Consider the following 25,864-nt stretch of genomic DNA (forward strand, 5'->3'; position numbering starts at 1 on the left):
GAGTTTTCTTAATTTTATCTGCCAACACCAGCCCGGCTATTGCCGGGCTTTTTTCGTTCAATATGTGGCTCGTTGATTCCATGTGTCGCGGTAAATTACATTACCCTCCGTATACTTCCATGTATCGCCTCATAACGTAATTCGAGCGTTTCGAGATGAGTACTACTCATACCGTTAGGGGCCAGATACGGCGCAACCGTTGTAAATTTTACGTTTTCCAGAATGATATTGAAATATTCTGCTTCGATGCCAGATTCCAGAATACGATACATTCGGATTATCGCTTTCTTCATGGTCCGGCCTTCGCAGACAGCGCGGTATAGGAGTGGCGTTGTTTGATCAAACTCTTTAACTATTGTAATGGGGCTGTGTACACGCGTACCTGTTAATTTTCCCCAGCTGGGATCTACAGGGATAGTTACGCCGTGTGAGAATGATTTTAATTCAATTGAGCCTAACCTTAATGGCATCTGGCAACTACCAACAATTGGTGATCCGTTTTCATCTTCAAGCCATAAATGAGCTGGTGTAGACATGTTATTTCCTTATAAAATCTTATGTTATTGCTTTCGTTTGAGCTTTAAGACTTCATATATTGATAAACTAACCATCAAAAATACAAAGAATAGAGGGATTAGCTATATAGGACTATCCGGGAAAAACATACCCTGAATCAGAGCGAACAATATGGTTAATGCTGTCGGTCCGTAATCCGAGATTAAAGATCTGGAAATTTGGCTTAAAAAATTTTAATTATAATTACCATTTCACATATCGACTAAATATATATATAACTGCTATGGCGAAAACCGGCACAAGCCAAAGCGGGGCGGCAGGAAAATAATTTATCTGAATCATTGCATAGGTTATTATTAATGCCTGTGGAGCGTATAACCCTACTAGAGATGTGAAAACTCGCCTCAGTAATCGTTTAATAATATTCAAAAGCATTATCCTATCATCCTGGTGATAATGTTTGCTATATTTTTATCCGATAGGGGTTGCTGGAAAGCACCAGCGCGTTTAAATAATGGCTCTATTAAGAAATACATCATTTCAAGTTCTTGTGTATAAAGAGCATTGTGATAAGTAGGGGACTGAATACTTAATCGATGAGCACTGTCAGCAGCGTTTTGTACGACGCCGTAAAGACCTGATAGCAATATAATACCACCTGTAAATCGCCCTGTAAGTGCGGCCATGTCTAGATTAAAATGCAATCCGAGAGAAACGGCGGCTGCCGTCGCCAACACAAATCCGTGATTATTCAGGGAGCTAGCGGCGATATGAATATTCACCCCCATCAACAAACGTTTGATGTATTCTAACTGTTCAGATGTTTTATGGCGAAATACCTCATTAAAGTAGATTGTGAGCATTTCATAAACAATGTCTTCATGTCGCAAAATATGGTAAATACCTTTTACGAATCGAGTATCCTCAGTCTTTTGTTGCTGGCAAACATCGTTATAGGCATCGGTAAAGCAGGAAGTGTAATAGAGCGCGCGTCTGGCACCTGCACCTATAGTATCAATCTGGTTTGAGACTGCTTCTTTGACGCCTAAAAGAGCGTTGTCGAGATTTTTAGCTAAAATGTCATTTCCTTGTAAAAATCCTATTACCTGGTTGCTGTATTGCACTAGCCATTTCCTATGATCAATCCATGATTAGTGTTTTCAAATTATTAAAAAAATCTTTATATGTAAATACGTTAATCGTTTCAGTGGTGCGTTTGATCAATATAATTTGGAAGAGATGCTACAATTTTGTGATAAGTTTAACACAACGTTTAAATGGTTTTCTTTGAACAGGAGTCGGAATATGAAAAATGGATTTGGAGAAGCTATTTATAAGGCAGCATAGCCTGACATGACTATGGGCGAGGCTGTCTGGCAGCTGGTGGCCAGAGATGAAACGGTGACGCTGGAGACAATCGCCAGCGTGGTTGTGGCGCTATCAGAGCGGCGCGATAATCTGGCTGCCAGTATTGCACTGTCAGTCCTGCAGCAAGAATGGAAAACTCATCCACCGGCCTGTAAATTCAATAACTTTAATTGTTATTCAACTTTATTGCTTTGTGGCTTCTTTGCTTAAAAAACGCACTGTCAGATGAGGTCGAATCTGCTTCTTCGTATTGTGGCATCGCTTACGGGAGGAGGTGTTATGGAAGATAAATATACAACAGATGCAATCCACATCTGTCGGTTGATGTTTGGTCAAGCGGTGCTGGAATTGCTCAGCGATGATCAACTGGTAACCAAGGTTGCCCTGGAAGATAAAGTGAAGAAAATGCTTCCCGACTGCAAGCCCGAACTGGTTTACGATGTGGCTATTATGTTGCTCAAGCATAACATTCACTAAAATGTGAGGCTGGTTAAAAATCCCGGCAGCGTCAACTGCCGGGCTGACCACAAATAACCCGCTCAGTGGCGGGCTAGATTATCAGTGAATTTTTCTGCAAAACCCTAATCAATTCACCGATCTATATAGCTTAATCCCTCACATAAAAAACAGTTTGAACTACCCCAGTTAAGTTTTTATCGCACTAAATCAATAGATTAACCTCCTGATATTAGGGTAATGCTGCGTCACCTGGAGTGGTTCGAAGCGGCTGACCTGATTGTTAAAGGTGTTGAAGGCGCTATCGTTAACAAGACCGTGACTTACGATTTCGAACGCCTGATGGATGGCGCTAAACTGCTGAAATGTTCAGAGTTTGGTGACGCGATCATCGAAAATATGTAACGTCTGCTTAAGCCCACATCGCGCTAAACGCGATGTGGGCTTTTTGTATCCGCTTTTCACACTTTTCCATTCTCTTCTCCTCCGCCTCTTCAGCCATGACGTGGTCAGCATTGATGCTCTGCTGACTCAGTAAAATAACGGGCGATTAGCGTCCCCTTCAACGTATGACTGAATTACTTTTCATTATCAACATCCTGAAAAATTCTTACCTGCGACTGAATATTTTAATATTTCTGCAAAATGCATTATCTGATGCCACTACAAAAGAAACCGTGAACGCAAAACTGGCATCTGTTTGTGACTGAATATCGTTACTGTAATAGCTCACTCATAAGGAGGATTTATGGACGCTAATTATACAAAAGACGCGATTTATATCTGTCGCCTGATGTTTGGGCAGGCTGTGCTGGAATTATTAGCAGATAATCAGCCAGTAACTAACCGCGCACTGGAAGCAAAGATAAAGGTAATGTTACCTGATGCGCAGCCTGCAATGATTTATAATGTTGCTCTTGATCTGTTGAACGACACTCTTTGTTAATAACCCCTGCTTCAGGTCAGTGCCCGGCATTAACGGTTACGCGCCAGGCTCTCCGCGCGTTTCACAGGATTCATTTTTGTAATCTGTGCCGCAAAATAAACAGTTCAGCATGATCCTGCTGCCGCAGGAGTGTACTCTTCTGCCGATACACAGGGAGAATATTATGGATGATGAGGCTGTAAGTGATGCCATTGCGGCATGTCGACTGCTGTTTGGTCAGGCTGTGATGGAAATTGTGGCTGAAGATAAGCCGGTAACCCGCGAGGCCATTACTGAAAAAATTCACCGCATGTTTACCGGCATTGAACCTGAACCCGTTATGAGGCTGGCCATCAGCCTGCTGAAAAATAGCGCCAGCTAATATAACGGTAATGTAACCACCACGTCAGGCCGCCATTCGCGGCCTTTCCTCCTTCTTTACGCTGACGCCTTAGCATGGGTGTTGTTAAATCAATCATCCGGCGGATGCGTGAGGCATTTCACTTGCCTGAAAAGCACCCATCGGCTTTCCACAATACGGCGACCATGGAACCAACCTCAATCTGCGCTGACTAATTTGCTGACTTATGCCGTTACGTTAGCGCTTCAGAGACGTTAATTGTGCGAGTCTCACTTTTATTCAGCCAGAACGGCGTAGCCTGTGCGCAGAGGATGTCAGACATGCGGGTTTTAATTATTTGTCGGGATAATATTGGCGATACCTTGCTGACCACGCCGCTCATCAGTGCGCTGGCGCAGTCGGGCCAGTATGAGGTCGATGTACTGACCAACAACTACGCTGCGCCCGTGTTACAGCATAATCCCGATATCCGGCAGCTCTTCTATTACACCAAGTTGCATCACCGTGAGGCAGGGCAGGGACGACTGGCCTGTGTGTTACAGCGACTGAAGCTGATGCTGAATCTGAAAAAGCAACGTTACGACATAGTGATTCTGGCCAAAAGCCGCTGGGATCAGCATGGCCTGAAGTGGGTTAAAATCGTACGTCCCGCCAGAGTGATCGCGCTGGGGAAGCAGCCGCATCCGCTGATCAGCGATTTACTGCCGCCGCCCAGCCAGTCACCCTGTCATATCAGCGAAACCCTGTTTAGCCTGGGGAGGGATTTGCGTCTCAGCGCCACTGCGCCAGGTAAACTTACCCTGCGGCCGGATGCGGCTATTGCGGCCGGCCTGCGAGACACCTGTGCGATTGATTCTGCTCTTCCGATCTATGCACTCCAGATCAGCGCCCGTAAGCCAAGTCAGCAGTGGGAAGCCACGCGGTTTGCCGGGCTGGCGGAGAAGATCGCGGCGCATCATCCCTGCCAGATCATGCTGCTCTGGTCACCTGGCAGCCGCGATAATCCGCGTCATCCGGGGGATGATGAAAAAGCGCGTGAAATCATGGCGCTCTGTCCGCACCTGCCGATAAAGGCGGTAGCAACTACCAGCCTGCCACAGCTGATTGCGGCTATGTCGTTATGTCAGGGGCTGGTGAGCAGTGATGGCGGAGCAATGCACATCGGTGCCGCACTGGGCCTGCCGGTGGTGGCGCTGTTTGGTGACAGCGATCCGGCGTGCTGGCATCCGTGGAAGGTCAACTATCAGGTGCTGCAACCGGCGTCACGTGAGGTCAACGCGTTGAGCAGCCGCGAGGTCTATGATGCCTTCGTCCATATGATTATTCAGTAATCTGCTTCAGGCCAGCGTCCACGGCTGGCCGCTTCACATAACATCGCGACCGTTACGGGACAATATCCGCCAGATTTAAACCACTTCATTGGTGTCATTCGCCGCAGGTGCGCCGCCGGAAAATAGCGGGCATCATCATAATGCTCAGAGCAGACGTTGAACGTGGCAAAAAAATCATTCATCAGAATCGCAAACTCCACTTCATTCAGTGGCAGCTGCTGCAGATGAAAACCCGCCCGATCCACTTTCCGGAACCCGCCCAGGGCGGTTGGCTGATTGTGGTATTCAATCAGCGCCATAATGGCGTGAGAAAGCTCGTTCATTACCCCACCAGTTTCGCCACGGCCTGCTCGACTTCTTCAGCCTTGATCGACGCCATCGGATGCTGTGTCGCCGTTTTATCCGGGCGATGAATAACAATATGGCGATCGCTGTCCTGGCAGGGGCCGGTATAGCGTGGATTGGCGGTAGAGAACAGGCTGACCGTTGGCGTCTGTGCCGCCACGGCGATGTGCAGTGGGCCGGTATCGCCGGTGACCAGCACGTTCAGCGTGCGGATCAGCGTAATCAGGCCGCTGAGATTCGTTTTGCCCGCCATTGGCGTCACACGCTTACGGCAGTGCAGCGGCAGGCTTTCGATAAATTGTTTCTCAAGAGGCTGCTCAGCAGCCGTACCGGTGACAATGATTTCAGCGTCAGGCCAGCGTTCGAGCAACGCGGTCGCCAGCTGGCTGAATGAAGCCAGCGGCCAGCGGCGAATATCTTTTGATGCGCCTAACTGAAAACCGATACGGCGATGGCTGGCCGTTGCAGCCGAGCTGCTCGTTACCTCGGGAAGATGCATCCGGGTCTGCTCTGTCTCTGCACCCAGCGCTTCAATCAGTTTCAGCTTACGCTTGATGGTGTGGTCGTCGAAATAACCTGAATAGTGATCAAGATATTTATTCAGTACAGGGGATTCGCTGCCGTAATGATCGCGCAAAATTGCCTTACTGCCGGTCAGCACCGAACTCATAATATCGTAAGGGAAATGGGCGTGTAATATCACTGACAGATCAGGTTTCTGGCGACGCAGTTTGAAAAATAGCGGCAGGAAATTCGCCACTTTGTTATCCCAGATATAGATCTTATCGAACCAGTTATAACGACTGACCAGATCCTTATTTTTCTTGCTGGAAACCAGAATAAATTTGCTGGTGGGAAAGCGATTTTTCAGGCTCCAGATAGCCGGTGTATTCATCAGAAAATCGCCCAGTGCCGTGGTGGAGTAAATCACGACTGTGCCGGGTGTCAGGGCCTGCAGGGCCTGCAGTTTTGTTCTGCCTGAAAATCGAGAATAAAGCGTTAAAAGTCGGTCTATCAGATAAATCTTTCTTTTCTTCACGGCTGAATTCTCTTTAATGCATCAATAATATTAAACAAAAGGTGTTGTGCATTATTAGAGAATATTCTTACGTCTAAAGTTCAGTAGGGAGAAATATTTTTTATTCTCCGTAGAATATTTGTTTAAACTGTTTCCACATTTTTAGTGATGTTTATTCAGGGTATATATACAAAATTGTGTAAAAGAGGTAGGAAATTAGCGAAAAGAATTGGGACAATTCTTATAATAATGATATTCCATATTTTTAATTCCGCACTTAATTACTAGCAGGTTAACTATCAGAGGGTTTATTTTACGGGCGCTATTCAATATAAAAAAAGAGAAACAAACCCCGGCACGCGTGCCGGGGCAGGGTATTACGACTGAGGCTGACCCACCGGGCCTGAACCCAGGGTGCCGCCCGGTGATGACTGGCCACTTGGCGCATGGGGACGGCCATCTTCTTTAATCGCGTCGCTTTTATGTGAGCAGCCCGCCAGAGAGGTTAAGGTCGCTGCCACCAGCAGCAAAGCAGGTATCGTTTTCATAAGGTCACCTTGATGTTGTCAGAAAGAGAACGTAATTAAGACTAAAGTCTCACCGTGCGCTGGCCTGTGAAGGCTTACCCTTCAGATCTTTTTCAGCATGCGGTCAGCTAAAGCCAAAAAAAACGGAAGCCAGTGGCTCCCGTTCTGTGGACGTGTGGCGGTATTACTTGCGACCCAGCAGGAAGCCGATAAATACGCCAACGCCTGCAGCAATGGCCAGACCGGCAGCAGGATTGGACTGAACCTGATCGCGAATGGTCTCAGCAGCATCACGTGCAGCATAGCTTGCCTGATTGGTGTAACGACGCGCTGCGCCTTTAGCCTGATGCTCAGATGAACCGGTTGCTGCACCCCATTGTTCCTGAACTGCGCCAGCCGCTTCTTTTACTTTATCTTCGATTTTTCCTGACATTTAAATGCTCCTTGGTTTTGAGTAAGACTCTCAAAGCGTAGCAAAGATAGTGAGTTCTGCTCCGCCAGCGCCCGATAAGGGCCTAAAAAATCATTTCCGGCTGTTAATGGCGCTGCATTTGCGGGCCCGCCATTTCCTGTCTAGCCTTTTGAGAAGAAAGTCACAGCCGGAGGAGAAACGATGAAACGTGATGCACTGAATGATGATGACTATGATGAAGTCTGCCGCGTTATTGGCGATGCAGTCATTGTGCTGATGGAGCGCGGTCATGACACCCGGCGTGGCGAAATCTACGACCTGCTTAAGCGTATCCGCCAGCAGCGCGCCCACAGTGAACGGGATGAGCAGCGGATGCTGGATCACGCTATCCGGCTGGTTAAATCTGACGTGTAGCGAAGTGTGGAAGCGTTGCGCTATTGCAGCAGCACGCCCTGAATCAGGCTGGCCTCAACAATCTCCACCTCATCCATTTTCAGCGCCTGCATATACCCTTCCACCAGTAATAGGTTACTCACGTCAGTGGCGCGGTAGTCACCCTGCAATTCGCTGTCGCCTTTCCAGACCTGCTGCTGCGAGAGCTGGCTCAGGGTCGCCAGCATATAGTGGTTGGGTTTACCCGGTAACTGATTGCGAATCGAAAAACCGTGTACGCCTCCGATCCCAATCACCCGACGACCGGCCACATCCTGTTTGATCTGGGGGCTGACTTCGTTAGTCGCGTAAAACTGCACAAAGCGCAGCACCGACTGCCGCCAGGAACCAATCGGGTTGGGCGATTTAGCCTCCGGGCTGTTCTTCAGCACCGTCAGGATAAAGTTTTTCAGCGTCACTGAGGCCAGTCTGCCCTGGTAAATATCCGCTACCGGCTTGCCCGCCTGCTGTCGCCATGCCGTCATCTGCATTGACCCACCGCCAATATCCCAGACCAGCAACTGCTCATCCCGTACTGCCGGATCGTTAAGCGCGGCTTTGGCAGAGAGAAAGCCAAGCATCGCTTCCTGCTGCTGCGAAATAATGCTGATTTGCGCACCACTCTGGCGCTGCAACTGTTCAATTACGGCCTGACCGTTGCTGGCATTGCGAAACACTGCCGTCGCCACGCCGCTGATTCGCTGTGGATGAAAGCGCTGTGCGTGCGCGACCAGCTGCTGCAGTGCGGCGGCACCTTCGTGGGTGACTGCCGGACTCAGCTGGTTATCCGCTGAATGGGCTAATGCGTCGTTCCAGGCCACGGCGCGCTGATCCTGATACAGCACTTTTTCGATACGCTGCTGGCAGACATTGACGCGCGCCACCGCAATTTTGGTGGTACCGGAACCGATATCCAGACCGGCGCGGATTTGCTGGCAGCGATCGGCCTGGGCCGACGCGGCAAAAAACAGCGAGCAGAACAGCGTAAAAACAGACAGCGCAGCAGAACGCATAGCGACTCCGGGAGAAGTGGGGATCAGAGCGAACGGCCGGCGATGCAGGTCGGATAGACGCTCACCAGGAAATGACGCAGATGGTCAAAACACCATTCGGCGTCATCGGCCTGCGGACAATAGAACTGGATGGTAATTTTTTCGTAATCGCGCTGACGCTGATGCAGCGGCGACCAGCTCCAGTCGAGTACCGAACGGGCATAGTTGACCAGTGTCCCGGCGGGCAGTTGATGTTGCTGCTCCTGTCCGGTCAGGTAATGGTGAAAGCTCGCCTCCAGCTGCAGGGCTTCCTGGTGACCGTGCTGCGGCAGGTCGGGACGAAAAGCCACATCGATAAAACCACAGACCGCATCTTCCTGCTGCTGCCAGTCACAGGCCAGGGTCATAAACAGCCCCTCCTGCAGATTAACCTCCTCGACCAGTCGCCGCAGATTCGCTGAGCGATTCAGTACGACGATCTCTTCAAGGCGACCGGTTTCCAGCGTCAGATCAAAGCCACAGGGATTAACCGAGCCATCCGCATTGCGCGTAGCGGGGAAGGGGAAGTCGATATAACCGTTGTTATCCAGACGCTTTTCCATCGGGGAACCCTGCTGCTTGACGTTTCCTGACAATAAACCATCTGGCAGCAGGATTCATCCCTTATGGACAGGTCCAGGTGATTTGGGTGTCCTGATAAGGATTAATCAGGCGGAACTGCTTATCTGACAGGCGCTGCGCAAAGTAACCTTCACGCGTCACGGCGGAGGGGACATATTTAAACCGATCCAGCGACTGCAGCGGGCCACTGTTAACGCTGACATTGTCTCGTGTCACGGTAAAGCTGTTAACCAGGTCAAAAATCACGCCCTGTGTCTGTCCCATCGACTGACCATAAATTGTCGAGACCTCACCCGGACATTCCACCCCTTTCGGGCCAGATGAACATCCAGTCACCAACGCGATGAGGATAAAAATGCTGAGTCGCATCATGATTTTCTACCTGCTTCAATCCCTGGGAGTGTCGTGGCGCAGAGTCTATCCTGTTGCACCACCAATCACGTAATTATAGCAGTTTCCGCTACGCTTCCTGTTTGTGATTTGTTTAATCGTTAAGCAACAGGAATGTAAAGGGGTGACTTTGCTTATCAATAAACGGTATTCTTGGCTCCTTTGCGCACCACTTAGGCAAATCCAGGGATAAATGATGAAAGAAGAAGAAGCAAGTCTAATGATTATTCGCCACGCGATTGACGAGCTGGAAGCCGATAAGAAGCAACAGGTGCTCGCCTGCTCAGCGAATATTCGTGCAGCCATGCAGGCTTATGATAGCGAAAATGCCGGGCTGGCGCTGATGTTAGTGGCCGCCGAGGTCGCTGCCGAATAGTCACAATCCGGCCAGGCGGGTACGCTGTCAGGCTGGCCGGATTACTTTATCTTTTCTCAACTTTCAGGTTTTTTCGCACACCGATTCCACCTTTTAATGGTCTTAGTCACGCTCCCCTCACGCCTCTCCTCTGGTTTTTCTATGTTAAGCTAAGAAAATTCTCAATGAAATCAGTGGAGACACAGCATGAAGGCAGCGTTAATTGCCCTGGGCCTGCTGGCCTGTCATATCGCACCCGCCTGGAGTGAAACCGAATTTCAGCTTAACTGTCCCGGTCGGCCGACCATGACAGTTTCACGTGCCGAATATGGTTTAACCACCCTTATGTGGCCGGAAAATCATTTCCAGATTGCCGCCGGTCAGCAGCGAACCCGCTTAGAAGCGGGCGATCAGGTGGCGATTACCCGCTTTCGCAATGGCGATCAGCTGATTGTGAACCAGCGCAGCCAGGCAACCTTCTTTGTTTACCGCGACAGCGATAAACTGCTGCCCTGCAGCCGCAGCGAAAAACGCGATGTGGATGCGCTGACCCTGGAGCGTTATGACGATCGTCAGCGTTCCGACAGTTAACCCCCTGGAGCCACTATGCAACCTGAGATTACCGACAACGTTACTGCGCAGGATCTGGATGAGGTCAGGCTGGCTCTCAATGCCTTCAACAGCAAATTTATTGATGTGAATACGATCAGGTCAATTGGCGTGTTTATCCGTGATGAGCAGGGTAAAAAGCTGGCCGGACTGACCGGCTCAACGACCGGTAACTGGCTGCGGATTGATATGCTCTGGGTGAGTGAGGCGCTACGCGGGCAGGGGGCAGGCAGCAGGCTGATTCAGGCTGCCGAGCAGGAGGCGCGGGATCGCGGCTGCCGCTATGCACAGGTAGATACCGCCAGTTTTCAGGCGCGGCCGTTTTACGAAAAACTCGGCTATACCCTGCGGCTTACACTGGCGAACTACATGGATCATCATCAGCGGCACTATCTGACCAAAGAACTGTAATCAGAACAGCGGATTTTCCCGCAGATCCAGGGGATGCTGTTCAGCTTCATCAATGGCAGCCAGCCAGCTTTGCAGCGTCACTTTTTTCCAGGAAAGATGGCCGCGCGTGGTACTCATCAGTACCACGTCGGGACGTAGCGAGCGATAAAATTCCAGCGTCTGACTCAGCTCAGCCGGATTACTGTCCGGCACCAGCACCGTGATCCAGTTGTCATGAGAGCGGGTCACGGTATCGCCGACAAACAGATAGGTTAGCCCCAGCGGCGAGGTATAGAGAAAGCTGCAACTACCCGGCGTGTGTCCGGGCGTTGGCAGCAGATGGAAATCGCCGAAATGTGTCTCCGGCTGCGAAAAGGTGTCATCCGGCTCCGCAAAACGACTGATAGGGCCTAATGAGCGGCTGTGGCAGTAAAGCGCGCTGCTAAACCGCTGCTGGATCACTGCCGCACCGGGCGCGGATTCGTGCCAGTGGGTCAGATAGTGACGGATCACGCCGCCGGTATCGGCAATCACTTCATGATCGAGCGGATTTTCTACGCGGCCAATCAGCAGATTGCCGCGCGGGTGACGCAGCATAAAGCCATGCATCATCAGGTCATTAACGGCATCTTCCACCGGGAATTCCGGGGTTGAGATCCACAAATCGTCATACAACGGCTTCAATGTCGATCTCCTGAAACGCTCTCTATTCCCGCAGGACGGGATGCCCGGTCGCCTGCAAATGGGCGTTGCCCTGGCTGACCGCTAATCGTGCGCTGGCGCCCAGCGGCAGTGTGACGGTGTCAGCGGCATGTCCAAAATCTAATCCACAGATCACCGGCAGATCGGTAGTATCACGCACGCGCTGCCAGACGGTACTGAAATCAAACCCATTGTCATAGTCCGACAGGGTTGTGCTGGTGAAGCTGCCGGTGACGATTGCCCGCTGTCGCGCCAGAATGCCGCTCTGCTCCAGCTGAATCAGCATGCGTTCAATGCGGAACGGATGCTCATTGACATCTTCTATCACCAGAATGCCGTTCTCAATCTGCGGCATCCACGGCGTGCCGATCAGAGAGCAGATCATCGCCAGATTTCCGCCCCACAGCGTACCCTGCCAGTCACCCTGATCTGGCGTTTCGCTCTGCCATTTCACCTCTACTGTAGGTGATGTCAGTGCCTGCCAGAAGTGGTGCAGGGTAAATTCAGATAAGGTCGCGGCACCGAAGTTACCGGCCAGCATCGGTGCACTGAAGGTAATCAGGCCGACCTGCGCCAGCAGAGCCAGCTGAATCGCGGTAAAGTCGCTGTGGCCGCACAGCGCCAGCGGCTGATTCAGCAGACGGCGTTGCAGGGCGACGTAGTCGATGGAGGCCAGTAACCGGCTGGCCCCATAACCGCCGCGCACCGCCAGCACCACGTCGGGCAGCGTAGTGAGGCTGGCAAGCTGGTTGATATCCTCAAGGCGCTCTGCGTCCGTTCCGGCGAAGCGCTGAAAACGGCGGGTGATCACCTGCTCGTTCTCCACCTGATGGCCCGCCGCGCGCAGTCGTGCAATGCCCTGCAGTGCCGCAGGCTGATTATGACAGTAACCGGAGGGGGAGATAAGACGAACTGAACGTGAAATCATCATACTTTCCTGCTGTTAGCGCACATGACTGACGGCGATGATGGCGAAAAAGCCCGCTGAAGTCACGGTGCGCGCCGCATAATCGTGTATTTAGGATAAACGGTAATTTTGCTCTCAGGCTGCCTGGGTATGATAGCATTCGCCACAATCGCGATGAGACGAAAAATTGCTGAAAATCCGACACCTTATACTCTCGGCGTTACTCCTGACTGGCTGTGCCAGCGAGCCACCGCACCATGCCGTTAAGCAGCGCAACACGCCGTTAACGCAGGCACCGCCTTCCAGCGTCAATGGAACCTGGGCCATGTTTACCGAAGATGCCGCCAGTCATTATGGCGTTGATGAGAAGTTGATCAGCGCCATTATCAGTGTCGAATCGGGTGGAAATCCGGGCGTAGTGAGCCGTTCCAATGCGGTCGGGCTGATGCAGATTAAAGCGTCGACCGCGGGACGTGAAGTCTATCGCACGCTGGGCCGCCGGGGTCAGCCGTCGAATGCCGAGTTGCGCGATCCGGCCAAAAATATTGATATCGGCACCGCCTATATCCGCATCCTGCAGGACTCTGCGCTGTCGGGCATCCGCGATCCGCTGACCCTGCGCTACGCCACCATCGTCTCTTATGCCAACGGTGCCGGTGCGCTGCTGCGAACATTTTCCCGCGACCGCGATCGGGCCATTGCGATGATCAACGCCATGTCACCGGATGAGTTCTATCAGCATGTGCAGAACAGGCATCCGGCGGCGCAGGCACCGCGCTATCTCTGGAAAGTCACCACCGCTTACCGCACCATCTGACCGGTTTTGACTACGCCTGCGGCGTGAGCAGCAGCCGGGCCGTGGGATAGTCAATAATCAGCACCTTGATATAACCGCCCAATAGCGCACCGCGAATCGCCTGCGCTTTCTCCCGTCCGCCAGCCAGTCCGACGACCTGCGCGCACTGTTTCACCTGCGCCAGTTCCATTCCGATCACCGGATCTTCTTCAGCTTTCAATACCGGCTGGCCACAGGCGTCAAAATAGTGCAGGCAGATATCACCGACCGCACCGCGTGCCGCCAGCGTCTGCAGCATTTTGCCATCGTAGTAGTTGCCAGAATTGCGCAGCAGCGCTGACGGCTCCAGATCGCCGATGCCGACAATCGCCAGATCGACCTGCTCAAATTTACTCAGCACTTCGGCAACCTCGGCATTGGCCGACAGCCGCTGGCGATCGCTGACCGAATGCTCAATCGACTGCGACGGCAGTAGCCAGGCAGGGCAGTTCAGCAGCGCCGCCAGATTCTGGGTCAGAATGGTGGCCTGCACGTTGCCGTTGGCTCCGACGCCGCCCAGCAGCTGGATCACGCCCTTACAGGCGCTGTTGAGCGGATGCAGTGCATCCACCATCGCCCGGATAGTGCCGCTCCACGACGAAATACCAATCAGCTCATCGTTGCGCAGCCGGGTCTCCAGATAGTGAGCAGCCGCCGAACCAATCGCCTGTTTAATCTGCAGCGGCGAGGCCTGATCCGGCACATCCACCACAATCGCCTGCGGCAGGTTGTAGGTCTGCTCAATCGCCTTTTCCAGTTCCGGATAGACGTTGGCCGGTGGCACCACGCTGATCTTGACCACCCCCTCTTTCACGCTGCGATTAAGAATGCGTGAGACAAATGATTGCGATAGGGTCAGCGACTGCGCGATCTCTGACTGCTTCAGCCCTTCGACATAGTAAAGCGTGGCAATCTTCACCATCAGTCGCTGTTCATCCTGTTTTGCCATCGGTTTTTCCCTCTCTGAATCTGCCCGGTATTGTTAACCAGGATGATCAAAATCACAACGCAGGCTAATTTGTGATCGTTTTCGCTTTTTAACGATCGCGCATTGGACGGCGCGTCAGCGCAGGCGCATAGTCATTATGCATATAAAATCGCGTGTGAATATATATTCAAGCGGAGAGAAATAATGACGCGTCCTCTGATTAAACTGACCCTGCTGGCTTCGATGTTCGCTTTTTCTGCAACGGCGCTGGCGGCAGAGCAAGGCCTGCTGGCGATTATTACCCCATCCCATGACAACCCGTTTTTTAAAGCCGAGGCAGAAGGCGCGTTAGCTAAAGCCAAAGAGCTGGGTTATGCCACGCTGGTAGCGTCGCACGACGATGACGTTAACAAGCAAAACCAGCTGATTGAGACCGCGATTGCGCGCAAAGCGAAAGCGATCATTCTGGATAACGCCGGCGCGGACGCCACCGTCGGGCCGGTGCAGAAAGCCAAAGATGCCGGTATCCCGACCTTTCTGATTGACCGTGAGATCAACAAAACCGGTATCGCCGTGGCGCAGATCGTCTCCAATAACTATCAGGGTGCGCAGCTGGGTGCAGAGAAATTTGCAAAGTTGCTGGGCGGCAAAGGCGAGTACGTTGAACTGCTGGGCAAGGAGTCTGACACCAACGCGGGCGTGCGGTCGCAGGGCTATCACGACGTACTGGATGACTACACCGACCTGAAAATGGTGGCGCAGCAGAGCGCTAACTGGAGCCAGACCGAAGCCTTCAGCCGCATGGAAACCCTGCTGCAGAAGCACCCCAACATCGTGGGTGTGATCTCCGGTAACGACACCATGGCGCTGGGCGCGGAAGCCGCGCTGAAAGCCGCCGGGAAAACCTCAGTCATCGTGGTGGGCTTTGACGGCAGCGATTACACCCGCGATTCGATCCTCAATAAAGGCAACATCAAAGCGACGGTACTGCAGCCGGGCTGGGATCAGGCGCAGATGGCGGTCACGCAGGCGGACTACTACCTGAAGAACGGCAAAGCGCAGAAACAGGAGAAGCAGCTGATGGACTGTGTGCTGATTGACGACAGCAACGCCGCTAAGCTGAAAAACTTCAACCTGGCGAAATAACCATGAAACGGATACTGGCGGTATTGACCGGTATGGCGCTGCTCAGCGCCTGCACCGTGGTGGATCTGGATGCGGACGGTAACCCGATTCTGCCGAAAGATCCGCACGCGAAGCCCAGCTATACCACCCAGACGCCACAGCAGATTGCGGAAGAGACCTGGCAGCCGCGGGTCATGACCACCGCGAACAGCCACGCGCTGAGCTGGGCCGACATGGAGGCGAAAAGTCAGACGGTTAAACCCGACGGGCGTAAAAGCGTCTTCGTACGGGCCAGCGGGACGGCCAGCGCCCTGGATGAGAGTAATCCGCGTGAACGCACGCTGACGCTGACGATCAACGGTAAACCGGTGGCAGTCAGCGTCGGGCCGGTGCTGCGCAGCAACGCTATTCGCGACGCCGCCGGGTTCCGTTTCGAGGAGTTTACGAATCAGGTGCAGTACGCCCAGCTGACCAGGGCGCTGAACCGTCATGCGGTGAAGCAGCTGCCGCCGCTGGATGCCAGCTGGGTCAACCAGCCGGTGCAGGCGCTGCTGGCGGTGAGCATCGGTCACAACAGCGTTGAAGAGGTGGTGGCGGTTGAGCTGAAGCGGGGGACGCCCTGATGAACGATGAGATCATACTGCGGGCCGAACAGATATCGATGCTGTTTCCCGGCACGCTGGCGCTGGATCGCGTCGACTACCGGGTCTGGCGCGGCAAAGTTAACGTCATCATCGGTGAAAACGGGGCGGGAAAATCGACCCTGATGAAGATTCTGGCCGGGGTACAGCAGCCCACCGCCGGTTCGCTGTTCCTGAATGGCGAGCCGCTGACGCTGAGCAGCACCCGTGACGCCGCCCGGCACGGTATCGGCATGGTGCATCAGGAGCTGAATCTGTTTGAAAACCTCACGGTGGCGGAGAACCTCTTTCTGGGCCGGGAGATCCAGCGCGGCCTGTTACCCATCAATGAGGCGGAGCAGGCACGCCGCACCGCCGCACTGATGGCACGACTCGACCAGCCGATTTCGCCCACTGAGCGGGTCGGCAATCTCAAAGTGGGTCAGCAGCAACTGGTGGAGATCGCCAAAGCGCTGGCAGAAGATGCAGACATTCTGATCCTCGACGAGCCGACCTCTGCGCTGAGCAAAACCGAAGTGGAGATCCTGTTCCGGGTGATCCGCGACCTGACGCAGCAGGGCGTGACCCTTATCTATATCTCCCACCGGCTGGAGGAGCTGATGGCAATTGGTGACGTGATTACCATTCTGCGCGACGGACGTTTCCAGGCGGAAGCACCGGTCAGCACCATTGATGTGCCATGGATCGTGCGCGAGATGCTGGGCAGTGAGCCGGTCACGACCTTTTTGCCGGATGAGCGTGAGTTTGGCGCGCCGGTGCTGGAAGCACAGCATATTACCTGCGTCAGCCCCAACGGCAATACGCTGGTCGATGATGTCAGTTTTCAGGTGCGTGCCGGCGAAATTGTCGGGATCTACGGACTGATGGGCGCGGGTCGCACCGAACTGTTTGAGTGTCTGCTCGGCAGCCAGCGTCACTATCTCGGCAAGCTGTGGCTCGACAGTAAACCGCTGCCAACCCGTCTGCCGACCGCCGATCGCATCCGCATGGGCATGAGTCTGGTGCCGGAAGATCGCAAACGCGCCGGGATTTTCCCGGTCTCGTCGGTCGCCAGTAATCTCACCATCGCCAGCCTGTGGCGGCGGCTGTCGCGCCGTTTTGCCATAGCGCATCAGGCGGAGCTGCAGGCGGTGAACCAGACGGTGGGCAACCTGGCGATCAAAATCTCTTCGCCGGACGTCGCCATCAGCGCACTCAGCGGCGGCAACCAGCAGAAAGTGGTGATTGGCCGTGCGCTGCTGACCAATCCGCGCCTGCTGCTGCTGGATGAGCCGAGCCGCGGCATTGACGTCGGGGCCAAAGCCGAGGTGTTTCGCACCATGGTGGCGCTGTCGCAGCAGGGTATCGCCGTGCTGTTCTCCACCTCAGATCTGAAAGAGATTATGGCGGTAGCCGATCGCATCCTGGTGATGTCGGGCGGCAAACTTACGGCTGATCTTCCCCGCGACCAGGCGGAAGAGGCAGCGCTGGTGAAAGCAAGTGCGCAGGGGTTCTGAGCATGAAAAGCAATAACAGCGTCGCGCTGAACACGCTTCCGGCTAAGGCATTCAGTTCACGCGAAAGTATTCTGCTGCTGCTTCTGAAACTGCGCACCTTTATTGCGCTGATTCTGATTGTCGGCTTCTTCGCCATCACCGTGCCGGACTTTCTCGCCACCGGCAGCCTGGTGATCATGGTGAAGCATATCGCCATCAACGCCTTTCTGGCGCTGGGCATCACCTTTGTCATTATCACTGCGGGGATCGACCTGTCGATTGGGGCCACCTTAGGGCTGTGCGGCATGATCGCCGGCTGGCTGATCACTAAAGGGATTGTGCTGCCGATGTTTGGCATCGCTATCTTTCCCAGCGTCTGGGTGATTGTGCCGGTGGTGCTGTTTATCGGCGCGCTGATTGGCGCGGGCAATGGCTGGATCATTACCCGCTACAACGTGGCCCCCTTTATCTGCACTCTCGGCACCATGTATATCCTGCGCGGCGCGGCCATGCTCACCTCCGGCGGCGAGACCTTTCCCGGTTTACAGGGTAATCCGCTACTGGGCAATACCGGCTTCGATCGGATTGGTGCGGGGACGTTACTCGGGCTGCCGTATGCCATCTGGATGATGGTGCTGCTGGCGCTGGTCATCGGCTATATCGCCCGTCGTCTGCCGTTTGGCCGTCAGGTCTATGCCATCGGCGACAACGAGCGTGCTGCTGAACTGTCGGGTGTGAAAACCCGGCAGGTGAAAATTCTGGTCTACACCCTGTCGGGCTTCTGCGCAGCCATTGCCGGCATCGTGGTCTCATCGCAACTGGTCGCCAGCCATCCGGCGAACGGCACCGCGTTTGAGATGAACGCGATTGCCGCCGTGGTGCTGGGCGGCACGTCGCTGGCGGGCGGACGCGGCACCATTGTCGGCACGCTGATTGGGGCGTTTGTCATCGGCTTTCTGGCGGATGGCCTGATCATGATGGGCGTCAGCGAATTCTGGCAGATGGTCATTAAGGGTATTGTCATCATCATTGCGGTCATTATCGATCAGACTCAGAGCCGGATGCAGCAGAAGGCGGCGGTGGTGGCACAGAAAGCATTAATCGAGGAGGGCACACCGGCAAAACCCTGATCGCGCTGAGTCGGGCAGGCCGGACTGCTGCATGTTTCTGCTCACGGGGATGGCCTGCCCGGTCAGACGCGCAGAGTGGCAGACAGAAGGGCGTGCCAGTGTAAGGCACGTATTTTTGGCAGAAATTTTTTTAACCGACGTGAATATATATTCATAAACGATTTAAAATTCAGAGGTAGTGTATGAATCCTTTCAATCTTCCGGTCGAAGACCTTGAGCGTCGGGCGCGTGCTATCCGTCGTCGCATCATCCAGCTAAATGCGGGTAGCCCGGCAGGCGGTCATACCGGTGCCGATCTGTCACAGGTGGAGATCCTCACCGCGCTCTACTTCCGCATCCTGAACTGCGCCCCGGATCGCACGGACGACGATCAGCGTGACATCTACATCCAGTCTAAAGGACACGCGGTGGGCGGCTATTACTGCGTGCTGGCGGAGGCGGGCTACTTTCCTACCGACTGGCTGGCAACCTATCAGCATGCCGACTCACATCTGCCCGGCCATCCGGTGCGGCAGAAAACGCCTGGCGTTGAGCTAAACACCGGCGCGCTGGGTCACGGCCTGCCGGTGGCGGTGGGCATCGCTATCGCAGCGAAAAAAGATAACAGCTCGCGCCGCATCTTTGTGGTGACCGGCGACGGGGAACTGGCCGAAGGCAGCAACTGGGAGGCGGCACTGGTCGCGGCACATTACGGCCTCGACAACCTGATCATCATTAATGACAAGAACAAGCTGCAACTGGCGGGCGCGACCCGCGACATCATGAACACCGATCCGCTGCCGGAAAAATGGCGTGCCTTCGGGCTGGAGGTTACCGAATGCAACGGCAATGAGATGGCGGCGGTCGTCGACACCATCGAAAACCTGCCGAAGAACGGCAAGCCGCAGGTCATTGTCGCGCATACCGAAAAGGGCTTTGGTATCTCCTTTATTCAGAGCAAAGCCGAATGGCATCACCGGGTGCCGAAAGGCGAAGAGATCGCACTGGCACTGGAGGAACTGAAAGATGAGTAATGCACAACATTTAGCAAGCGTCATGGTGACGGCTTTCATCGACGCGGTGAATCGCGGCGTGGATCTGGTGCCGGTGGTGGCTGACTCCACCTCAACCGCCAAAATCTCCCCCTTTATTAAGGCGTTTCCCGACAGGCTGATCAACGTCGGCATCGCCGAGCAGACGCTGGTGGGCACAGCGGCGGGGCTGGCGCTGGGTGGCAAAGTTGCGGTGACCTGTAACGCCGCGCCGTTTCTGGTATCACGCGCCAATGAGCAGGTGAAAGTTGACGTCTGTTACAACAACACCAACGTCAAACTGTTCGGGCTGAATGCCGGGGCCAGCTATGGCCCGTTAGCCAGCACCCACCACAGCATTGATGATATCGCGGTGATGCGCGGTTTCGGCAACATCGAGATCTATGCACCTTCCTGCCCGCTGGAGTGCCGCCAGATCATCGACTACGCCCTTGAGCATGTCGGCCCGGTTTATATCCGTCTGGATGGCAAAGATCTGCCGCAGCTGCATGACGAAAACTACCGGTTCAGGCCGGGCGCGATCGACCTGTTACGGGAAGGCAGCGACATCGCGCTGGTGGCAATGGGCTCAACGGTTCACGAGGTGGTTCACGCCGCTGAGCAACTGGCTGAACAGGGCATTTCAGCCGGTGTGATCGCGGTTCCATCGATTCGTCCCTGTGATACCCAACAGCTGCGCAACCTGTTAAATCACTACCCAGCGGTGATTACCGTAGAAGAGCACAACGTCAATGGTGGTGTCGGCAGCCTGGTGGCCGAGGTGCTGGCGGAGGGCGGCTGCGGCATCCCGCTGTTACGGCTCGGCATTCCGGATGGCGAATACGCGATTGCCGGCGATCGCGCCTCGACCCGCGCCCGTCATGGCATTGATGCCAGCAGCATAGTTAACAGTGCAGCACGCATCTGCGCAGGAGCATAAAAATGGTGGGACCCCTGATTCTGGCGATTGACGAAGGCACCACCAACGCCAAGGCGATTACGGTTGATCGCAGTGGCCGCGTAGTGGCGCGCGGCAGCCAGAGTTTAACCCTGCAACATCCGCAGCCCGGACTGGCGGAGCAGGACCCTATGGCAATCTGGCAGGCGGTAAAGCAGGCAATCATCCAGTGTCTGTCAGCCTGTGATGGCGCGCCTGTTGCGGCCGTGGCGATCAGCAATCAGCGCGAGTCGGTGCTGATCTGGCAGCGGTGTGATGGTCAGCCCCTGACGCCACTGGTGAGCTGGCAGGATCGCCGCTCTGAATCATTCTGTCGCGATCTGCATCAGGCGGGCAAAGCGCCACGTATCACCGGCTTAACCGGGCTCGCCGTTGATCCGATGTTTCCTGCCGCCAAGCTGACCGGGATGCTGGCCGCCATTCCCGATGGCGCAGCGCGGGCCGCAGCCGGTGAGCTTTGCATCGGCACTGTCGACAGCTGGCTCAGCTGGCAGCTCAGCGCAGGCGAGATATTCGTTACCGATCACGCCAACGCAGCCCGCACTCAACTTTACAGCCTGCATCTCAATGACTGGGACGACGAGCTGCTGACGCTGTTTCAGCTACCGCGCGCCGCACTGCCACGTATTACCTCCTCCGCCAGCGAACAGGGCGTTGTCGCGGTGCGTAACATTCCCGGCTTAGCGCCCGGCACGCCAATTCTGGCGCGCATCGGTGACTCCCATGCTGCACTGCAGGCGCAGCGGCGCGGCGAGTCAGAAGTGGTGAAAGCCACCTACGGCACCGGCTCTTCACTGATGATGTCGATGGCGACGCCGCTGCTGACGGAAAATGGCCTCAGCACCACCGTGGCCTGGCACGACGGCACGCTGCGTTATGCCTTTGAAGGCAATATCACCCATACCGGTTCCGGTGCCGCCTGGCTGGGCAAACTGCTCGGCGTGCAGGATCCGCGTGCGCTGACCGCCATGGCGCAGCGCTGCGACGACAATCAGAGCATCTATTTTGTCCCGGCGCTCTCCGGTCTGGGCGCGCCCTGGTGGGATCTGCAGGCGCGCGGCATGGTATGTGGACTGACGGACGCCGCCACGCCCGATGTACTGGCACGGGTCGCGCTGGAGTCAATCGTCTGGCAAATCGCCGACGTCTTTTTTGCGATGGAGCAGGCCAGCGGCCAGCAGCTCCCGGCTCTCTGTGTGGATGGCAGCGCCACCGAAAACAGCTGGCTGATGCAGTTACAGGCGGATGTGTTACAGCGGCCGCTGCAGCGTGTGCCGACCGCCGAGGTTTCCGCGCTGGGCGCGGCGCTGCTGGCGGGCAAAGTACTGGGATGGTGGCAGCAGGGCAGTGATATGCAGGCACTGCAGGGTGGCAGTGTCATCATGCCGCGTGAAGAGCTCGCGCAGCGTATGCAGGAAAACTATAAAGGCTGGATCGACGCCGTTGCACGCTGTCGTTATCAGCCACATTAATCCTTAACCGGAGCAGAGCCATGTCAACACTTCCTCAGCAGTTAACCTTCGGCGTCATTATTGGCAACCGGGGATTTTTTCCCAGCTATCTGGTGGGCGAGGCGCGCCAGCAGGCGGTTGCGCTGTTTGAAAAGATGAACATTAATACGGTGATGCTGGATGAAACCCAGACCAATCTGGGCGGCGTCGAGACGCGGCAGGAGGCCAAAACCTGCGCTGCGCTGTTTCGCCAGCATCGCGAAGCGATTCACGGCATTGTGGTGCTGCTGCCTAACTTTGGTGACGAAAAGGCCATTGCCGAAGCGCTGCGTCTGGCCGGGCTGAATGTGCCAGTGCTGGTGCAGGCAGAAGAGGACAACCTGGATAAAATGGGGCTGGCGACCCGACGTGACAGCTTCTGCGGTAAAATCTCGCTCTGCAACAACCTGCGGCAGTACGGCATCCCGTTTACCCTGACCCGTCAGCATGTCTGCGCCCTGAGCGGCGAAGTTTTTCAGCAGGATTTACAGCGTTTCAGCCAGCTCTGTCGGGTGGTGAATGCGATGCGGCGGGTTCGTGTCGGCGCGATTGGTGCGCGGCCCGCCGGATTCAACACCGTGCGCTACAGCGAAAAGCTGCTGGAGAAGATGGGCATCGCGGTAGAAACCCTGGATCTATCAGAAATTTTTACCCGCACTAACCGGCTGCGTGATGACGATATCCGCGTGGCAGAGAAGCGCGAAATCCTGGAAGCCAACGCCGATGCGCGCGGGATTCCGGGTGACAAACTGGTGACCATGGCCAAACTGTTTGTGGTGATCAGCGAGTGGATCAGCGACAACGATATCGATACGACTGCCATTCAGTGCTGGACGTCGCTGCAGGAAAACCTGGGCATCAACGTCTGCTCAATTATGAGCGTGATGTCGGGTCAACTGATGCCCAGCGCCTGTGAAGTGGACGTGATGGGTGCGCTGTCGATGTATGCGCTCGCCAGTTGTTCGTTGAGTCCTGCTTCACTGGCGGACTGGAACAACAACTTTGGCGACGAGCGGGACAAGTGTGTGCTGTTTCATTGCGGGAATTTTGCCAGCGCCAGCCTGGAGTCACCGACCATGGGCACGGCGGATATTATTGGCACCACCGTGGGCAAAGAGAACACCTGCGGCGCGGTGCATGGCCGGATGAAGCAGGGCGATCTCACCTATTTTCGCCTCTCGACCGATGACTTCAGCGGCGAAATCAAAGCCTATGTGGGTGAAGGAATATCTGTCACCGATCCGCTGGACACGGTCGGCTGTCGCGCGGTCATTCAGGTGCCGCAGCTGGAGACGCTGCTGGCGTGGATCTGCCGCAATGGCTTTGAGCATCACGTGGCGATGAACCACTCGGCCACGGCTGGCGTGCTGCAGGAAGCGTTCAGTGAGTATCTCGGCGTGAGCTGCTACCGGCATCAGTAAGCGGTAAGGCGGAACGGCTGAATGCAAGGGGTGAAGCAGCCGATGCGGTCACGATTCCGCCCGCACCGGCTTGTATGCCCGCCACGCCTGAAAAGAAAGGCGGGCACTGATTTAGCGCGCCACTCTGCGCATCTCGTCATCGTCATTCTGTATCGCAACCAGATCCACCGGCGGCAGATTACCCCCGCTGAACTCAACCTGACGAATCGGTAAGGCGAAACGGATGTTACGCTCTTCCAGTGCCGCCATCAGCTGCAGGTTAATCTCCTGCTGAATATCCATGTACTTATTGTAATCCGCATCCAGCACAAAATAGACCACTTCAAAGGTCAGTTTTGAATCTTCAAAGGCCAGGAAGTGGGCGCGGTCAAAACGGGTGGTCTCAACGCCCTGGATAATCTCTTTCACCAGCGGGCTGATCTCCCGGACCTGCTCTGACGGCGTGGCGTAGCTGATACCAAACTTAAACACGATGCGGCGCTGCTGCATACGCTTATAGTTGTGGATCGTCTGCTGCAACAGAATGGTATTTGAGCAGACGATCTGCTCACCACTCAGGCTGCGCAGCCGGGTCGTTTTCAGGCCAATGTGCTCAATGGAACCGGCAATATCACCAAAGACAATAAAATCGCCGTGCTCGAACGGCTTATCGAAGCCAATCGCCAGCGACGCAAACACATCGCTCAGTACCGTCTGAATCGCCAGCGCAATCGCGATACCACCCACTCCAAGGCTGGCGACCAGTGCGGTAATATTGATGCCCATGTTCGACAGAATGGCCAGGAACATCATGATCCAGACCACCACCCGCAGCAAAATCCCGAGGATCACCGTAGTGACCGGGTTGCGTACGTGCAGCGGGTCACGCAGCAGGCTTTTCAGCCAGAGCCGGATGCCGCAGTCGATCCACAGCGCGAGCTGAACGATCAGCGCCAGGAACCAGCCGTGTGCGATGGTGACGCTCCAGGACGCGGGCAGATCCACAAACTTCAGGGCAATCAGCAGTGAAAAGATCAGCAGCAGGGTCTGGCTGGTGCTGCGCAGTATCTCCACCAGAATCGCGGTCGCGCGGACATGACGATGTTCGCTGTAAAGTGCAATCCGGTTGGAGATAAAGCGAATCAGGGTACGTAATACCCAGTAAATCACCAGCGTGGAAACTACTACGATGGCGCTGTTGAGCCAGAGTTCCTGATTAAAAAAGAGGGATTGAAAACGACGTGAAGCGAGCCAGTTTTCCATTGGGGAGGGTCTCCTTGCTGGGTTCCGGTTTAAAAGAAAACAAGCAAGAAGCATAGCCTGGATGCGGCCCACCTGCGTGGCGCATCCATAAAGCGGTTACTGGAAGCGGTTTGATTTATCGCGAGCCAGGCGCTCAAGGGCAAAAATAATCTGCTGAAGCTGCCGCTCCTGCGTCGGGTTCAGCGTGGCAAAACGAAAGCTCAGTCGCGGTGTGATGCGGGTTTCGTTCTTGCGGGTCACCACGCTGCGCTCGCCAATGCTCAGCAGCTTTACCGGCACGTCAAAATGACCATACTCCCCCAGCTCGACCCGGAACGGATTGAAGCTGTCACCGTTCTGCAACCCCTCCGGCAGCGGTTCATCCACCAGCACGCCGATTCCGCCCAGTGACAGATCCTGTAACCGCAGGCGTGTTTTACTGCCATCCGGCCACACGGTATGACACCAGAACTGCGGTTCCAGCGGGGCGCAGACGCGGAAAAACTCACGACGCTGAATCTGCCACAGCAGCTCCGGTAACGGTGCGCTGAAGGCAGGCAATCCTTCAAACTCCACCCTCTCCAGTGAGGCGAGGCTGAACTCTACCTTCGCGCCATAGGTTTCAGCAGTAATGCTGAGATCGTCGCTGGTCAGGGCGTACTCGTTATCCAGATTATTACTGCCCAGGTCAAACAGCAGACGATCTTCATCGGCAGCCAGCATCCGGCTGATAAACTGCCCGCGCGCGAAGCGCACCAGTAGTGGCGTCTGCAGGCGCAGCAGATCTTTCATTACGCCCAGAACCGCCAGCGTGCCACGTTTTAAATATTGTTCCTGGTCGGCTTCTTTCACGTCCTGCTCCGCAAGGGGTTACTGTATTTATGCTGTTTTTTTGCCTCATCCCGGTTATCGGCGCGGCAAAAAAAAGCTTTAGTCGCTGAATTCTTAAAAAATAGTGTGACCCGTGAGGCGT

General features: G+C 54.7%; 31 protein-coding genes and 2 pseudogenes. 19 read left to right on the forward strand and 14 right to left on the reverse strand.

The genetic code is table 11. The features are described from left to right. Nucleotides 1-57 precede the first annotated feature (57 nt). Both AC6I8J_RS07300 and AC6I8J_RS07305 read right to left on the reverse strand, forming a co-directional pair. Nucleotides 58-536: pseudogene (locus tag AC6I8J_RS07300) on the reverse strand (Hcp family type VI secretion system effector). Between the two features lie 414 nt (nt 537-950). Next, a complete protein-coding gene (locus tag AC6I8J_RS07305) occupies nt 951-1,640 on the reverse strand; it encodes a hypothetical protein (RefSeq protein WP_497825201.1) in 690 nt (229 codons plus the stop codon). Between the two features lie 229 nt (nt 1,641-1,869). Between AC6I8J_RS07305 and AC6I8J_RS07310 the strand changes: the two genes are divergently transcribed. The 6 genes and pseudogenes from AC6I8J_RS07310 to AC6I8J_RS07335 all read left to right on the forward strand — a co-directional run bounded on the left by AC6I8J_RS07310 (nt 1,870) and on the right by AC6I8J_RS07335 (nt 4,957). Continuing rightward, complete coding sequence (locus AC6I8J_RS07310) at nt 1,870-2,094, forward strand: hypothetical protein (RefSeq protein WP_161736978.1); 225 nt, start codon at nt 1,870-1,872, stop codon at nt 2,092-2,094. A gap of 69 nt (nt 2,095-2,163) precedes the next feature. Beyond that, nucleotides 2,164-2,361, forward strand: coding sequence for a hypothetical protein (locus AC6I8J_RS07315; RefSeq protein WP_253421619.1), 198 nt, complete (start codon nt 2,164-2,166; stop codon nt 2,359-2,361). A 216-nt stretch (nt 2,362-2,577) separates the two neighbouring features. Then, a pseudogene (locus AC6I8J_RS07320) lies at nt 2,578-2,745 on the forward strand (NADP-dependent isocitrate dehydrogenase); the annotation flags it as partial. A 343-nt stretch (nt 2,746-3,088) separates the two neighbouring features. Beyond that, entirely contained in the window at nt 3,089-3,286 is a 198-nt protein-coding gene (locus AC6I8J_RS07325) for a hypothetical protein (protein WP_161736980.1), read from the forward strand. A 163-nt stretch (nt 3,287-3,449) separates the two neighbouring features. After that, a complete protein-coding gene (locus tag AC6I8J_RS07330; RefSeq protein WP_033732300.1) occupies nt 3,450-3,647 on the forward strand; it encodes a hypothetical protein in 198 nt (65 codons plus the stop codon). Nucleotides 3,648-3,946: 299 nt separating this feature from the next. After that, nucleotides 3,947-4,957: a glycosyltransferase family 9 protein gene (locus tag AC6I8J_RS07335; protein ID WP_285085875.1), complete on the forward strand. Its 1,011-nt coding sequence runs from the start codon at nt 3,947-3,949 to the stop codon at nt 4,955-4,957. Here AC6I8J_RS07335 and AC6I8J_RS07340 read toward each other — a convergent pair. The 4 genes from AC6I8J_RS07340 to AC6I8J_RS07355 form a co-directional block, all read right to left on the reverse strand. After that, complete coding sequence (locus tag AC6I8J_RS07340) at nt 4,951-5,280, reverse strand: DUF1493 family protein (RefSeq protein ID WP_161736982.1); 330 nt, start codon at nt 5,278-5,280, stop codon at nt 4,951-4,953. The genes AC6I8J_RS07335 and AC6I8J_RS07340 overlap by 7 nt on opposite strands. Beyond that, nucleotides 5,280-6,341 (reverse strand): glycosyltransferase family 9 protein, encoded by a 1,062-nt coding sequence (locus tag AC6I8J_RS07345; RefSeq protein WP_497825202.1) that lies wholly within the window; start codon nt 6,339-6,341, stop codon nt 5,280-5,282. The genes AC6I8J_RS07340 and AC6I8J_RS07345 overlap by 1 nt, the downstream gene beginning before the upstream one ends. Before the next feature lie 356 nt (nt 6,342-6,697). After that, nucleotides 6,698-6,868, reverse strand: coding sequence for a hypothetical protein (locus AC6I8J_RS07350; RefSeq protein ID WP_013357533.1), 171 nt, complete (start codon nt 6,866-6,868; stop codon nt 6,698-6,700). A 163-nt stretch (nt 6,869-7,031) separates the two neighbouring features. Beyond that, the gene (locus AC6I8J_RS07355) at nt 7,032-7,280 is read right to left on the reverse strand and encodes an ElaB/YgaM/YqjD family protein (RefSeq protein ID WP_013357534.1); all 249 of its coding nucleotides are present in this window, start codon (nt 7,278-7,280) and stop codon (nt 7,032-7,034) included. Nucleotides 7,281-7,460: 180 nt separating this feature from the next. On the opposite strand from AC6I8J_RS07355, the gene AC6I8J_RS07360 reads away from it, so the two are divergent. Then, nucleotides 7,461-7,673, forward strand: coding sequence for a DUF2767 family protein (locus AC6I8J_RS07360; RefSeq protein WP_161736083.1), 213 nt, complete (start codon nt 7,461-7,463; stop codon nt 7,671-7,673). A gap of 20 nt (nt 7,674-7,693) precedes the next feature. Here the strand turns inward: AC6I8J_RS07360 and AC6I8J_RS07365 are convergent, their stop codons facing one another. The 3 genes from AC6I8J_RS07365 to AC6I8J_RS07375 form a co-directional block, all read right to left on the reverse strand. Next, the gene (locus AC6I8J_RS07365) at nt 7,694-8,704 is read right to left on the reverse strand and encodes a Ppx/GppA phosphatase family protein (protein ID WP_497825203.1); all 1,011 of its coding nucleotides are present in this window, start codon (nt 8,702-8,704) and stop codon (nt 7,694-7,696) included. A 23-nt stretch (nt 8,705-8,727) separates the two neighbouring features. Continuing rightward, a complete protein-coding gene (locus tag AC6I8J_RS07370) occupies nt 8,728-9,285 on the reverse strand; it encodes a hypothetical protein (RefSeq protein WP_161736081.1) in 558 nt (185 codons plus the stop codon). 61 nt (nt 9,286-9,346) lie between these two features. Then, nucleotides 9,347-9,676, reverse strand: a complete 330-nt coding sequence (locus AC6I8J_RS07375; RefSeq protein WP_161736080.1) for a hypothetical protein — start codon at nt 9,674-9,676, stop codon at nt 9,347-9,349. A 214-nt stretch (nt 9,677-9,890) separates the two neighbouring features. Between AC6I8J_RS07375 and AC6I8J_RS07380 the strand changes: the two genes are divergently transcribed. From AC6I8J_RS07380 to AC6I8J_RS07390, 3 genes are all read left to right on the forward strand, one after another. Further along, nucleotides 9,891-10,070 (forward strand): hypothetical protein, encoded by a 180-nt coding sequence (locus AC6I8J_RS07380; protein ID WP_013357539.1) that lies wholly within the window; start codon nt 9,891-9,893, stop codon nt 10,068-10,070. 186 nt (nt 10,071-10,256) lie between these two features. After that, entirely contained in the window at nt 10,257-10,640 is a 384-nt protein-coding gene (locus AC6I8J_RS07385) for a hypothetical protein (protein WP_135909190.1), read from the forward strand. A gap of 15 nt (nt 10,641-10,655) precedes the next feature. Further along, nucleotides 10,656-11,069, forward strand: coding sequence for a GNAT family N-acetyltransferase (locus tag AC6I8J_RS07390; protein WP_061062233.1), 414 nt, complete (start codon nt 10,656-10,658; stop codon nt 11,067-11,069). Here the strand turns inward: AC6I8J_RS07390 and AC6I8J_RS07395 are convergent, their stop codons facing one another. Next, nucleotides 11,070-11,732 (reverse strand): MBL fold metallo-hydrolase, encoded by a 663-nt coding sequence (locus AC6I8J_RS07395; RefSeq protein WP_033782762.1) that lies wholly within the window; start codon nt 11,730-11,732, stop codon nt 11,070-11,072. It lies immediately after the preceding gene. Nucleotides 11,733-11,754: 22 nt separating this feature from the next. Continuing rightward, the gene (ldcA, locus tag AC6I8J_RS07400) at nt 11,755-12,678 is read right to left on the reverse strand and encodes a muramoyltetrapeptide carboxypeptidase (RefSeq protein WP_202605041.1); all 924 of its coding nucleotides are present in this window, start codon (nt 12,676-12,678) and stop codon (nt 11,755-11,757) included. A gap of 166 nt (nt 12,679-12,844) precedes the next feature. Here ldcA and emtA point away from each other — a divergent pair, with 166 nt between their 5' ends. Next, complete coding sequence (gene emtA, locus AC6I8J_RS07405; protein WP_081093833.1) at nt 12,845-13,474, forward strand: membrane-bound lytic murein transglycosylase EmtA; 630 nt, start codon at nt 12,845-12,847, stop codon at nt 13,472-13,474. A 10-nt stretch (nt 13,475-13,484) separates the two neighbouring features. Here emtA and AC6I8J_RS07410 read toward each other — a convergent pair whose 3' ends face one another. Next, nucleotides 13,485-14,441 carry a sugar-binding transcriptional regulator gene (locus AC6I8J_RS07410; protein WP_161736077.1) on the reverse strand — a complete coding sequence of 319 codons (957 nt, stop codon included), beginning with the start codon at nt 14,439-14,441 and terminating at the stop codon, nt 13,485-13,487. Nucleotides 14,442-14,624: 183 nt separating this feature from the next. Between AC6I8J_RS07410 and AC6I8J_RS07415 the strand changes: the two genes are divergently transcribed. The 8 genes from AC6I8J_RS07415 (at nt 14,625) to AC6I8J_RS07450 (ending at nt 23,670) form a co-directional block, all read left to right on the forward strand. After that, entirely contained in the window at nt 14,625-15,566 is a 942-nt protein-coding gene (locus AC6I8J_RS07415) for a D-ribose ABC transporter substrate-binding protein (protein ID WP_013357546.1), read from the forward strand. Between the two features lie 2 nt (nt 15,567-15,568). Next, nucleotides 15,569-16,168, forward strand: coding sequence for a DUF2291 family protein (locus AC6I8J_RS07420; protein ID WP_497825204.1), 600 nt, complete (start codon nt 15,569-15,571; stop codon nt 16,166-16,168). Continuing rightward, the gene (locus tag AC6I8J_RS07425) at nt 16,168-17,682 is read left to right on the forward strand and encodes a sugar ABC transporter ATP-binding protein (protein WP_440829396.1); all 1,515 of its coding nucleotides are present in this window, start codon (nt 16,168-16,170) and stop codon (nt 17,680-17,682) included. Before AC6I8J_RS07420 ends, AC6I8J_RS07425 begins: the two co-directional genes overlap by 1 nt. 2 nt (nt 17,683-17,684) lie before the next feature. Beyond that, a complete protein-coding gene (locus AC6I8J_RS07430) occupies nt 17,685-18,791 on the forward strand; it encodes an ABC transporter permease (protein ID WP_161736073.1) in 1,107 nt (368 codons plus the stop codon). Nucleotides 18,792-18,973: 182 nt separating this feature from the next. Further along, nucleotides 18,974-19,804 (forward strand): transketolase, encoded by an 831-nt coding sequence (locus tag AC6I8J_RS07435; protein ID WP_033732315.1) that lies wholly within the window; start codon nt 18,974-18,976, stop codon nt 19,802-19,804. Continuing rightward, nucleotides 19,797-20,741 (forward strand): transketolase family protein, encoded by a 945-nt coding sequence (locus AC6I8J_RS07440; protein WP_161736072.1) that lies wholly within the window; start codon nt 19,797-19,799, stop codon nt 20,739-20,741. Before AC6I8J_RS07435 ends, AC6I8J_RS07440 begins: the two co-directional genes overlap by 8 nt. A gap of 2 nt (nt 20,742-20,743) precedes the next feature. Next, nucleotides 20,744-22,231 (forward strand): FGGY family carbohydrate kinase, encoded by a 1,488-nt coding sequence (locus AC6I8J_RS07445; protein ID WP_222924167.1) that lies wholly within the window; start codon nt 20,744-20,746, stop codon nt 22,229-22,231. A 20-nt stretch (nt 22,232-22,251) separates the two neighbouring features. Then, nucleotides 22,252-23,670, forward strand: coding sequence for an L-fucose/L-arabinose isomerase family protein (locus tag AC6I8J_RS07450; protein WP_161736070.1), 1,419 nt, complete (start codon nt 22,252-22,254; stop codon nt 23,668-23,670). A 111-nt stretch (nt 23,671-23,781) separates the two neighbouring features. Here the strand turns inward: AC6I8J_RS07450 and AC6I8J_RS07455 are convergent, their stop codons facing one another. Together AC6I8J_RS07455 and AC6I8J_RS07460 are read right to left on the reverse strand one after the other, a co-directional pair. Beyond that, a complete protein-coding gene (locus tag AC6I8J_RS07455) occupies nt 23,782-24,912 on the reverse strand; it encodes a mechanosensitive ion channel family protein (protein WP_497825205.1) in 1,131 nt (376 codons plus the stop codon). A 96-nt stretch (nt 24,913-25,008) separates the two neighbouring features. Further along, entirely contained in the window at nt 25,009-25,743 is a 735-nt protein-coding gene (locus tag AC6I8J_RS07460; protein ID WP_161736068.1) for a flagellar brake protein, read from the reverse strand. Nucleotides 25,744-25,864 lie beyond the last annotated feature (121 nt).

Source organism: Pantoea sp. X-Soil-ISGK-355 (genome assembly GCF_059730805.1).